At 55.2% G+C, this 12,052-nt stretch carries 10 protein-coding genes; all 10 read right to left on the bottom strand.

All coding sequences use genetic code 11. From position 1 onward, the window contains the following. Positions 1 to 102: 102 nt before the first annotated feature. Positions 103 to 849, bottom strand: a complete 747-nt coding sequence (gene kdsB, locus L370_RS07630; RefSeq protein ID WP_023311001.1) for a 3-deoxy-manno-octulosonate cytidylyltransferase — start codon at positions 847 to 849, stop codon at positions 103 to 105. Then, positions 846 to 1,028 (bottom strand): protein YcaR, encoded by a 183-nt coding sequence (gene ycaR, locus L370_RS07635; RefSeq protein ID WP_006174474.1) that lies wholly within the window; start codon positions 1,026 to 1,028, stop codon positions 846 to 848. Before ycaR ends, kdsB begins: the two co-directional genes overlap by 4 nt. Positions 1,029 to 1,073: 45 nt before the next feature. Beyond that, the gene (locus L370_RS07640) at positions 1,074 to 2,303 is read right to left on the bottom strand and encodes a winged helix-turn-helix domain-containing protein (RefSeq protein WP_023335130.1); all 1,230 of its coding nucleotides are present in this window, start codon (positions 2,301 to 2,303) and stop codon (positions 1,074 to 1,076) included. Between the two features lie 44 nt (positions 2,304 to 2,347). Next, complete coding sequence (gene lpxK / locus L370_RS07645; RefSeq protein WP_023335129.1) at positions 2,348 to 3,325, bottom strand: tetraacyldisaccharide 4'-kinase; 978 nt, start codon at positions 3,323 to 3,325, stop codon at positions 2,348 to 2,350. Further along, complete coding sequence (gene msbA, locus L370_RS07650) at positions 3,322 to 5,073, bottom strand: lipid A ABC transporter ATP-binding protein/permease MsbA (RefSeq protein WP_023335128.1); 1,752 nt, start codon at positions 5,071 to 5,073, stop codon at positions 3,322 to 3,324. Before msbA ends, lpxK begins: the two co-directional genes overlap by 4 nt. A gap of 36 nt (positions 5,074 to 5,109) precedes the next feature. After that, complete coding sequence (locus tag L370_RS07655) at positions 5,110 to 7,374, bottom strand: ComEC family protein (protein ID WP_023335127.1); 2,265 nt, start codon at positions 7,372 to 7,374, stop codon at positions 5,110 to 5,112. Between the two features lie 213 nt (positions 7,375 to 7,587). Further along, entirely contained in the window at positions 7,588 to 7,875 is a 288-nt protein-coding gene (ihfB, locus tag L370_RS07660; RefSeq protein WP_008499965.1) for an integration host factor subunit beta, read from the bottom strand. Positions 7,876 to 8,045: 170 nt separating this feature from the next. Beyond that, positions 8,046 to 9,719, bottom strand: coding sequence for a 30S ribosomal protein S1 (gene rpsA / locus L370_RS07665; protein WP_014169387.1), 1,674 nt, complete (start codon positions 9,717 to 9,719; stop codon positions 8,046 to 8,048). A 111-nt stretch (positions 9,720 to 9,830) separates the two neighbouring features. Next, positions 9,831 to 10,514 (bottom strand): (d)CMP kinase, encoded by a 684-nt coding sequence (gene cmk, locus L370_RS07670; RefSeq protein ID WP_013097305.1) that lies wholly within the window; start codon positions 10,512 to 10,514, stop codon positions 9,831 to 9,833. A gap of 185 nt (positions 10,515 to 10,699) precedes the next feature. Continuing rightward, positions 10,700 to 11,983, bottom strand: a complete 1,284-nt coding sequence (gene aroA / locus L370_RS07675) for a 3-phosphoshikimate 1-carboxyvinyltransferase (RefSeq protein WP_023335126.1) — start codon at positions 11,981 to 11,983, stop codon at positions 10,700 to 10,702. Positions 11,984 to 12,052 lie beyond the last annotated feature (69 nt).

The following is a 12,052-nucleotide window of genomic DNA, read 5'->3' as shown; positions in this document are numbered from 1 at the left end:
GCGTCCTGAAGGGAGATGTCACCCGGAAGAGATCAATTAGGGAAAAGAAAGGGGAATTAGCGGGGAGAGGACATCCCCCCGTCAGGAGGGATGCAGGCGGTATTAGCGCAGCTCGGCGCGGACGCGCTCAAGATCTTCCGGCGTATCAACGCCCGTTCCAGGCACTTCGCTGGCAACGGCAACGTGAATTTTTTCACCGTACCAGAGCACGCGAAGCTGCTCCAGCATTTCGATATGCTCCAGCGGACTCGGCGCCCAGGTAACATACCGACGAATAAAACCGGCCCGATAGCCGTAGATCCCAATATGGCGCAGGAAGGTATCACCGATGGTCTCTTTAGAGAGCGCAAAGCGATCGCGATCCCAGGGGATCGTGGCGCGGGAGAAATAGAGCGCATAGCCTTCGGCATCCATGACCACCTTCACCGCATTCGGATTGAATGCCTCTTCAGCGTGGTGAATGGGCACCGCGAGCGTCGCCATACCAACCTGACGCTGAGCCAGGTTTTCTGCCACCTGACGGATAATCACCGCCGGGATCATCGGCTCGTCACCCTGCACGTTAACGATGACCGTATCATCACTGAAACCACATTTCTCAACCACTTCCGCCAGACGCTCGGTGCCGGACTGGTGATCGGCGCGGGTCATGCATACCTCACCGCCTGCCGCCTCAACCGCACGGGCGACGTCAGGATGATCGGTAGCAACAATCACGCGATCGGCACCGGATTCACGCGCACGCTCAAGGACATGCACAATCATCGGCTTGCCGTTGATATCCACCAGCGGTTTACCCGGCAGACGCGTTGAGGCATAACGCGCAGGAATAATGACAACAAAACTCATGGTTTGCTCTCTTCTGCCACCAGGGAACGGGCTTCATTTTCCAGCAGTACCGGAATGCCGTCACGCAGCGGGAAAGCCAGGCTGTCCAGCTTGCAGATCAGCTCCTGTTTGTCCTGGCTGTAGTAGAGTTTGCCGTTGCATACCGGGCAGGCAATAATTTCAAGTAAACGGTGATCCATAGTTCCTCCGTATGGGTTATCGCTAAAGCTTAACACATTCCCTTTTCAGGGAGTGCCTGTTTCCCAGCCACTTCGACAGGATGTAAACAGTCCGTCGGGTACCCGGCCCAGCGTCACGTCACGGGCACCCTGCCAGCGTGCGAATTCGCTAATGGCGAACGTTAACCCTTTTTCCAGGCTTGCCGTTACCCTGACGCCCTCTTCCAGATAAAGCGCAATGACTTCAAGCGTGCCGGTCTTACGGTGCATTTTTGCATCCATGCGCCCGACCAGTTGCCCCTTATGCAGCAGCGGGAGAACAAAGTAACCATACTGGCGCTTTGGGGCCGGGGTATAACATTCCAGCCGGTAGCTAAAATCGAACAGCTGCTCGGCGCGTTTTCTGTCCCAGACGACCGGGTCGAAAGGCGACAATACCGCGCTGTGGGTTGCCTGAAGTTTCCCCTCAAGGGCCAGAGGCAGTAGCGGGAGGAGATCCGCATGCAGCCACATTTCGCCCAGCGTTTCCACCGTGACGGGGATGACGCGCTGTTCGCGTTGCCATATGTCCAGCAGCGGTTTCAGCACGGGCTGGCGAAGGCGATAATAATCTGCCAGCCATTGCGGACGGAAAATGCCCAGACTGCGGGCGCTGTTCTCCAGCATGATGGTCTCGGCCGCCTCCTGGGTGAGCAGGTCACGCTCGTCGTCCCAGTGCGGCATCACGCGATGCGTCAGGTCGTAGACGCGCTGAAAATTACGCCGCTCAATCACCATGACTTTGCCAGAGGTGAACAGTCCTTCTAGATGACGCTTATGCGGCTTCCACTCCCACCAGCCGCTGGTGCCTTTGCGCGGGTGTTCAAAATCGGCGGAGCGTACGGGACCGTTATCCTGAATATGCGCAATGAGCTGCTCAATTTCGGCCTCATGCTCCAGCATCCACGCCTGTCGGTATTTCCAGCCCATCTTTTCCGGGGCAAGCATACGGTGGCGAACCAGGGCAAAATCGCTGCGGGGCAGGAAGCAGGCTTCGTGCGCCCAATACTCCATTAACTCCCCCTTGCTGAGCGTCTCATCCAGCCACTGCGGAGGATAACTTCCCAGGCGGCTAAACAGGACCAGGTAAGGGCTTCGCGCCACAATGTTAATGGTGTCGATTTGAAGTAGCGACATGCGCTGGACGGTAGAGAGAATATCGGCAGGCTGCGCGCGGCGGCGGGGCTTTTTGAGCAGCCCCTGCGCGGCAAGGTGTAAATGACGTGCGGCTGAAAGCGAGAGTTGCGGTAAAGACATGCGTTTTCCTGTCAGTCAAAGCGCCGCCAGAACCGCGTAAGCGTTTATTTTACCAACGCAATCAGTTCCTTGAGCAAACGTTCCGGCTGCTCGCCGCTGAGTTCAGCGTCAACCGGCAGATACCACCAGTTTTCTTTCGCGAAGGCACGGCATTTCACCGCATCTTTTTCGGTCATGATCAGGGTCTGACCGGGCACGGTGAGCGCATCGATCTGCCCTTCCATCAGCGCCTGGTGGTCGGCCAACGGAACGCGTTTCTCAAGCCGTGCACCGCACTGTTCCAGCGTAGCGAAGAAACGCGGAGGATGACCAATACCGGCCATCGCCACCAGCGCAGGTAATTGAGAAACCGACTGACGTTCACCCGTCAACAGATTGACCGCCATTCCCGGCAGGAGATGCATGGGGATTTCACCCGCATTTGCCTCACCACCGTTCACAATCACCGCATCAACGGACTTCAGACGCGAAGCGCGTTCCCGCATTGGCCCCGCCGGCAGCCACCAGCCGTTACCGAAACGGCGAACCCCGTCGATCACCACAATTTCTTTATCACGCGCCAGGGCGTAATGCTGCAGACCATCATCCGTAATGATGATTTGCACCGCGTGTTCGGCAACCAGAGCCTGCACGGCCTCGCTGCGCACCGGAGAGACCGCAACCGGCGCGCCGGTACGCTGATATATCAGGACCGGTTCATCGCCCGCTTCGGCGGTTGTAGTTTCCGCCGTCAGCAGAAATGGATACTGCGCCGCTTTACCGCCATAACCGCGAGAGACAACCCCCGGACGAATACCGCGTTTTTGCAGTTGTTCCACCAGCCAGATCACCACCGGCGTTTTACCGTTGCCGCCCGCCGTGAGATTACCGACAACCACAACCGGAACCGGCGCGCGCCAGGCCCGCTTAAGCCCTAAACGGTAAAGCAGACGGATAATGCCGCTCACCAGGCCATATAGCCAGGAGAGCGGCAAAAGCAGCAGCCACAGCGGGGATTCACCTGACCAGATGCGTGCAATCATTGTTGACCGAACTGCATCTTATGCAACTGGGCATAAACGCCGCGGTGTTCCAGTAGATCGGCATGGCTTCCGCGTTCAACAATGACGCCATCCTCAACCACGACGATTTCATCAGCCTGCTCGATAGTAGACAGACGGTGCGCAATCACCAGTGAGGTACGGTTCTTTTGCAGTTCATCCAGCGCGGACTGGATAGCGCGTTCAGATTCGGTATCCAGCGCAGAGGTCGCTTCGTCCAGGATCAGAATTGGGCTATCGCGCAGCAGCGCGCGCGCAATCGCAATACGCTGGCGCTGGCCACCGGAGAGAAGCACGCCGTTTTCACCAATGATGGTATCCAGACCGTTATCCATCTTATTGATAAAGTCCATTGCATAAGCCATACGCGCGGCGTTCTCAATCTGCTCGCGGCTGTACTCATCCGTGCGCGCATACGCAATGTTGTTAGCCACAGTATCGTTGAACAGGTGCACGTTCTGGGAAACCAGCGCCACCTGGTTACGCAGCGACTGCAGGGTATATTCCCGCAGGTCGTGACCATCTAACAGGATTTCACCTTCGTTAATGTCGTAGAAACGGGTCATCAGGCTGGCAATAGTCGATTTACCCGAACCAGAACGGCCCACCAGCGCAACGGTTTTACCCGCCGGAATAGACAGGTTGATATTACGCAGGGCAGGCACTTCGCGGCCTGGATAGGTAAAGGTCACGTTGCGGAATTCAACGTCTCCGTTTGCACGCTCGATCACGCGCTTACCTTCATCCTTTTCCTGCTCGGAATCCAGAATGCTGAACAGGGTCTGGCAGGCGGCCATACCACGCTGGAACTGGGCGTTGACGTTCGTCAGTGATTTCAGCGGACGCATCAGCGCAATCATAGAGGAGAAGACCACGGTAATGGTACCCGCCGTCAGCGTCTCCATGACGCTCGGGAAGCTTGCCGCATACAGGACGAACGCCAGTGCCAGGGAGGCAATCAGCTGAATAATCGGATCAGAGATTGAAGAGGCCGAAACCATTTTCATCCCCTGAAGACGCATTTTGTTGCTGACTTTATCAAAGCGTTTGGTTTCGACGTCCTGACCGCCGAAAATCAGAACTTCTTTATGCCCTTTCAGCATCTGTTCCGCGCTGGTCGTCACCTGCCCCATCGTGTTCTGCATATTCTTACTGATATTGCGGAAGCGCTTTGAGACGACGCGAATAGCAATAGAAACTATCGGCGCCAGAACGATAAGGATGATCGACAGCTGCCAGCTGTAATAGAACATCATCGCAAACAGGCCGATGATCGACGCACCCTCACGCACAACGGTGATCAGCGCGCTTGAGGACGAGGAGGCAACCTGCTCTGAGTCGTAGGTAATACGGGACAGCAGCGTCCCGGTAGACTGCTTGTCAAAGAATGAGACCGGCATGCCCATCATGTGGCTGAACAGGCGACGGCGCATGGTCATCACCACTTTCCCTGATACCCAGGAAATACAGTAGCTGGAGATATAGCTGGTGATACCGCGTAAGATCATCAGTCCGATAACCACCAGAGGCATCCATAGCAACACTGAGCGATCCGTTTTACCAAAACCGTCGTCCAGTAACGGTTTGAGAAGCGATAGCATAAAAGTATCGCTGGCTGCGTTGAGGATTAACGCTACTCCCGCCACGATCAGGCCTGTTTTAAAGGGCGCAATCATCGGCCAGAGTCGGCGGAAGGTTTGCCACGTGGAGAGATCTTTGTCGTTATGCATTCAAAAAACCAGCATTCGTTGAAATAGCCGCATATTCTACCCGTTATCGACGGGCGCGCCAAACCACTGATGATACCAAACGGGTAAAAATTGCTCTCGCAAGCGCCGGATTTGCCAGTGATGTTGCGAGAATGTCACCGATATTTGTCCAGAATGAGGGGTGTCATGCCAGATATACCCCTCTTTCCGGTAACGTCGGACAACTTTTGCCGACGGGAATCGCCATGCGTTATACCGGGCCGCTGAGTCCAGAGCGATCTGACCTTCCACCCGCTGTACCAGCGGCAATGAAGACGAAGTATTGCTGCCATGATGGGGCACCTGTATGAGCGTGGACGTCAGATAACGCCAGTAATGGCTAAGCATAGCCTGTTCCGCTTGCGCTTCAATGTCCCCTGTTAGCAGAACACTCTGCTCACCGTCGTCCACCTTTACCACGCAGGAACGGTTGTTACCCTGAGCCGGGTCATTTTCAGGGGGCCAGTGGACGGTGAAGGTGAGTCCCTGCCATCGCCATCTCTGCCCGCGAAAACAGGGGCGATGTCCCGCCTGGCGCAAGGAGCTTCTTATCCACACGTCAGGCCACGCTTTTTGCAACGATGCGAGGCCTCCCGCATGGTCGAGGTGTTCATGACTGAGAATAATGCCTTCAGGCCTCAGGTGATGCCAGCGAAGCCACGGGATAATTAACCGCTGTGCGCTATCGCCGCCCGGCCAGGCGAGCCCGGTATCATAGAGAATAGCTTTCCCCTGCCGTTCAATGACCATCGCCAGCCCCTGCCCCACATCCAGCATATGCAGCGTCCAGCTCTCGCTTTTTGCCGTTCGCCAGAGGGGAAACGTCAGTAAGACACTGCCTGCAAGGCAAACGGCAGGAACGGTTTTCCAGGCACGAAAGCGCCAGCCGATGATGATAAGCCAGGGCAGTAATGTCATGTACTGCCAGCGTTGGTCGACATTTTGCCAGCCCTCAGGCAGGCGCATGAGGAGCCAGAATAGCCCCGCAAGTGACTTATTGGCTGCGAACCAGACGACGCTTTCCGGTGCCGCCAGCGGTAGGAGATGAAGCAGCATGCCGAGCAGGATCAGCGGCACGGAGACAAACGTCACCAGGGGAACGGCAAAGAGATTCGCGACCAGGGAGGAGATGCTGAAACCATGGAAAATCAGAACCTGTAGCGGCATCAGCAGCATCAGCATGCCGACCTGCAGATAGATCAGGTTCAGCAGCGGCCGTATACGTCGTGCCCGGTGCCAGCCAGGAAGAGGCAGCCACTGAAACCAGAAAATCAGCGCGGCGACGGCAAATGCGGACAGGGCCAGACTCTGCGAAAGTATGGCTAAGGGATCGCTTATCAGGATAGCCGCGATACAGCACACCCATACCTGCCAGGGAGACCATTGACGGGCACCAATCCGCAACATTGCAAGCACAGCAAGCGCGATGACCGTTCGAAGCGCAGGAGGTTGCAGACCGGTAAGCCAGGCGTAGAAAGCGGCAAAGCATAACCCGGCCAGGAGAGGCATTTGCCAGTGGACCCGATGGCTGGGTAATAAAAACTGGAGTCCACGAGCGAGTAACCAGACAAGGGATGCCGCAAGCGCGATATGCAGACCCGAAATCGCCATCAAATGCAGCGTCCCGGTTTCACGCATCAGGTTTTGTATTTCCCGGGGCACATCCAGACGTTCCCCCATCCCCAGTCCGAGGATAACCGCCCCCCAGCGGTAAGCAGAAAGTCGTTTTTGCAGTGACGCCAGATATTGCGCTCGCAGGCTGCAGCGTCCATCGACGACTTCAGCACGGGTGAAACGGCCGCTCAGCGTTTGATGTCGGGCAAAAGCGCTGCGCTGAGAATCATATCCACCGTCGTTCAGTTCGCCGTGAGCAGGCCTGAGCCTGAGCGTCATGCTCCAGCGCTGACCGGCACACGCTTGCTGTGGCAGATAATTGCCATACAGCGTGACGCCGGTGGTGGCCCACCACCGCTTGCCATCAACGCTGAGAATGTTTCCCTGATGTAGCGTTGCGCCATCTGTGGCGGTGATCTCTACCTCAGCCTGCACAGCACCCGTGGTTAAATGCTGCATCGGCCAGACGCTCTCCTGCGCGGCAAGCATACCCCATACGCAAAATAACAACGCGATCCCGATATACTTCAGTCGTACGTTTCGCGCTGCCGCCAGCGCTATTCCACCAGCAATCATTAGCCACACGGTATGACGTGACGGCAGTTCAGGTAACCAGAGTAACGGGGCTATTGCCAGAATGACGCAGACGCTTAGAGCGGGAATTCCCATTGCTACCTCCCTGTTTCAGGGGGCAGTATGTAATCTGGCAGAGCGAGTTGTCAGGTACGAAGAATGTGTTTTACAGCACGCGCTGTGCTGTTTTTATCGGTTTGCAGATAATGAAACGAAAAATGCGATGCACCTTCAGAATGAAAGCGACAGAAACAAAAAAAGCACCCGCAGGTGCTTTCTTTCGAACCCAGTTTAACCGGCTGGCTAAACTCAGTTGCCGTAAATATTGGCGCGATCGCGCAGTTCTTTACCCGGCTTAAAGTGTGGAACGTACTTACCTTCCAGCTCGACTTTGTCGCCAGTTTTCGGGTTACGCCCGGTACGTGGAGCACGATAGTGCAGAGAAAAACTACCGAAACCGCGGATTTCAATGCGCTCGCCCTGGGCAAGAGTGGAGGCCATATGCTCCAGCATCTCTTTTACGGCATCTTCCACTGCCTTGGCAGGGATATGCGGTTGCTGACTGGCAAGTCTTTCAATCAATTCTGACTTGGTCATGATTCCTCCGGTTCCTTTCAAACCAATTAGCTGAACAGCTCATTAAACAAGGGCGGCCGTAGCCGCCCTTTGTTATTGATTACAGGACGAATCCTGCAATCTGTCAAGTTTGCTCCTCATCCTTCGCGCTGTAAATGCGTTACTGCGCAAATGATGCTGAGAACCTGATATTACTCGCCTTTAGCTGCTTTGAAAGCTTCAGCCATTGCGTTGTTAGAGAAGTTTGCATCTTCCTGTTTGTTAACAGTTGCGATTGCATCTTTCTCATCAGCTTCGTCTTTAGCACGAACAGACAGGCTGATTGCACGGTTCTTACGGTCAACACCGGTGAACTTAGCTTCAACGTCGTCGCCTACGTTCAGAACCAGAGTGGCATCTTCAACGCGGTCACGTGAAGCTTCAGAAGCGCGCAGGTAACCTTCAACGCCGTCAGCCAGTTCTACGGTTGCGCCTTTAGCGTCAACTGCAGTCACTTTACCGTTTACGATTGCGCCTTTCTTGTTCAGTGCAACCCAGTTGTTGAACGGATCTTCTGCGAGCTGTTTAACGCCCAGGGAGATACGCTCACGCTCTGCGTCAACCTGCAGAACAACTGCAGCGATTTCGTCGCCTTTTTTGTATTCACGAACTGCTTCTTCGCCTGCAACGTTCCAGGAGATGTCAGACAGGTGAACCAGGCCATCGATGCCGCCGTCCAGGCCGATGAAGATACCGAAGTCAGTGATAGACTTGATTTTACCTTCAACACGGTCGCCCTTGTTGTGGGTTTCCGCGAACTGCTGCCATGGGTTGTTTTTGCACTGTTTCAGGCCCAGGGAGATACGACGACGTTCTTCGTCGATATCCAGAACCATCACTTCCACTACATCACCAACGTTAACAACTTTGGATGGGTGGATGTTTTTGTTGGTCCAGTCCATTTCGGAAACGTGTACCAGACCTTCAACGCCTTCTTCGATTTCAACGAAGCAGCCGTAGTCAGTCAGGTTGGTTACGCGACCAGTCAGTTTAGTACCTTCTGGGTAACGCTTAGCGATAGCTACCCATGGATCTTCGCCCAGCTGTTTCAGGCCGAGGGATACACGAGTACGCTCGCGGTCGAACTTCAGCACTTTAACAGTGATTTCGTCGCCCACGTTCACGATTTCGCTTGGGTGCTTAACGCGTTTCCACGCCATGTCGGTGATGTGCAGCAGGCCATCAACGCCGCCCAGGTCAACGAATGCGCCGTAGTCAGTGAGGTTCTTAACGATACCTTTGACTTCCATGCCTTCCTGCAGGTTTTCCAGCAGCTGATCGCGTTCTGCGCTGTTTTCGGATTCGATAACGGCACGACGGGAAACAACAACGTTGTTACGCTTCTGGTCCAGCTTGATTACTTTGAATTCAAGCTCTTTGCCTTCCAGGTGCAGAGTGTCACGAACTGGACGAACGTCTACCAGAGAACCTGGCAGGAACGCACGAATACCATTCAGCTCAACAGTGAAGCCACCTTTAACTTTGCCGTTGATAACACCGACCACAGTTTCAGCTTCTTCGTAAGCTTTTTCCAGCGTGATCCATGCTTCGTGACGTTTAGCTTTCTCACGAGAAAGCAGGGTTTCACCGAAGCCGTCTTCTACTGCGTCCAGAGCAACGTCAACTTCGTCACCTACCTGGATTTCCAGCTCGCCCTGGGCGTTTTTGAACTGCTCTGCCGGAATGGCGGACTCAGATTTCAGACCGGCGTCAACCAGTACTACGTCTTTGTCGATAGCAACAACAACACCGCGAACGATGGAACCCGGGCGGGTTTCGATTGTTTTTAAGGATTCTTCAAACAGTTGAGCAAAAGATTCAGTCATGTTTAATCTTCAGGTTAATATTAACGTCCACCTGGCTCCGTGCCGGATGGGGTTGTTTCACATACCCGCCGTCAATCCATTGCAGCGGGGGTACTACTAAATCGGTCGCGATTACGCGAGTGCCAGTTTTTGGCGCGCATATTGTAGCGCTTTTTCAATCACTTGCTCAATAGTTAAACTGGTTGAATCCAGAACTAATGCATCTTCTGCAGGAACAAGTGGGGCGACGGCGCGGTTACGATCGCGGTCATCACGCTCTTTTATCTCGGATAAAAGGCGATCAAAGTTAACACTAAACCCCTTTTCCTGCAACTGAAGCATGCGGCGTTGAGCACGTTCTTCCGAAGAGGCGTCGAGGAAAATTTTCACAGGCGCATCAGGGAATACCACGGTTCCCATATCGCGTCCGTCAGCGATCAGGCCCGGCGCTTCACGGAACGCGCGCTGACGACGCAGCAGCGCCTCACGAACGCGCGGGAAGGCCGCAACCTGGGAGGCTGCATTAGCCACTTCCTGAGTACGGATTTCGCCGCTCACGTCTTCCCCTTCAAGGATGACTTCCAGGTTGCCATCGGTCGACACGAAACGCACATCCAGATGCGCAGCCAGCGGAACCAGCGCCTCTTCAGACGCAACATCTACATGATGATGCAGCGCGGCCAGCGCCAGCACGCGATAGATTGCTCCCGAATCTAAAAGATGCCATTGCAATGCTTCCGCCATCGCTTTGCACAGAGTACCTTTCCCTGCGCCACTCGGCCCATCAATGGTGATTACCGGGGCAACTGCCGTCATCTTTTTCTCCTTAAATAAGGCATAGCGTTTACATGAACGCCGCGCATTATACGCGCCAACGTGCGCAACTGTTACCTTTGCGTGCAAATTACGGAATGATTGAAGCAGAGTGTAGAAGAAATGAGCGAAGGTGTTCGTAATGAAGCGTAAGCAAATGCCGCATCGGGCGATGCGGCACGACGTTATCAGGCCAGCGTGCTAATGCGTGCCAGCTGTTCGAAGTAGTCCGGGAAGGTTTTCGCGGTACATTTCGGGTCAAGAATAGTGACAGGCGTGTCTGACAGCGCCACCAGCGAGAAGCACATCGCCATACGGTGATCGTTGTAGGTGCCGATTTCCGCAAACTGCAGTTTTGCCGGAGGGGTCACGCGAATGTAGTCTTCGCCCTCTTCCACCTCGGCACCGACTTTTCGCAGCTCGGTCGCCATTGCGAACAGGCGGTCCGTCTCTTTTACGCGCCAGTTGTAGATATTACGCAGCGTGGTGGTGCCTTTGGCAAACAGCGCCGCCGTGGCAATGGTCATCGCCGCATCCGGGATATGGTTCATGTCCATGTCGATGGCGTTCAGCTCGCCATGGGTACAGGAGATGAAGTCATCGCCCCAGGTGACAGTAGCGCCCATTTTTTCCAGTACGTCCGCAAAACGGATGTCGCCCTGCACGCTGTTACGGCCGATACCGGTCACTTTTACCGTGCCGCCTTTAATCGCACCCGCGGCCAGGAAGTAGGACGCGGATGACGCATCTCCTTCAACCAGGTAGTTGCCCGGAGACTGGTACCGCTGCGCTCCGCGCACAACAAAACGCTGATAAGACTGGTTTTCCACCTCAACGCCGAAGGTTTTCATCAGGTGCAGCGTGATATCAATGTACGGTTTGGAAACCAGCTCACCTTTAATCGTGATAACCGTATCCTGCGGGGCCAGCGGCGCGGTCATCAGCAGTGCAGTCAGGAACTGGCTGGAAACGCTGCCGTCAACCTCGACGTGACCGCCGGTAAAACCGCCGCGCAGACGCAGTGGCGGATAGTTTTCCTGCTCCAGATACTCAATCTGCGCGCCGCCCTGACGCAGGGCATCCACCAGGTGACCAATCGGACGCTCTTTCATGCGCGGCTCGCCGGTCAGCACGATGTTGTTGCTCCCCAGGCACAGGGCCGCCGCCAGCGGGCGCATCGCGGTACCTGCGTTACCCAGAAACAGCTCAAGCTCTTCGCCCGAGCGCAGCGCGCCGCCGTTGCCGGTCACTTCGCAGCGGGTACGATCGTCGGAGAGAGTGTAATGAACGCCCAACGCTTTCAGCGCATTGAGCATATGGCGCACGTCATCGCTGTCCAGCAGGTTTGTAAGGACGGTGGTGCCGTTTGCCAGAGCTGCCAGCAGCAGAGCGCGGTTCGAGACACTTTTTGAACCAGGCAGATTAATGGTGCCATCTACCCGCGCGATAGGTTGTAACGTCAGGGATTCCATGAAAACTAAACTCTCAACTCAACATAATAAAAACCCCGCAGGGAGGCTGCGGGGGTGAAAAACAGCACA

Source organism: Enterobacter sp. MGH 24, from assembly GCF_000493015.1.
In the GTDB taxonomy this organism is placed as follows: domain Bacteria; phylum Pseudomonadota; class Gammaproteobacteria; order Enterobacterales; family Enterobacteriaceae; genus Enterobacter.
The sequence above is the reverse complement of the archived record's forward strand: the minus strand, read 5'-3'. Positions and strand labels throughout refer to the sequence as shown.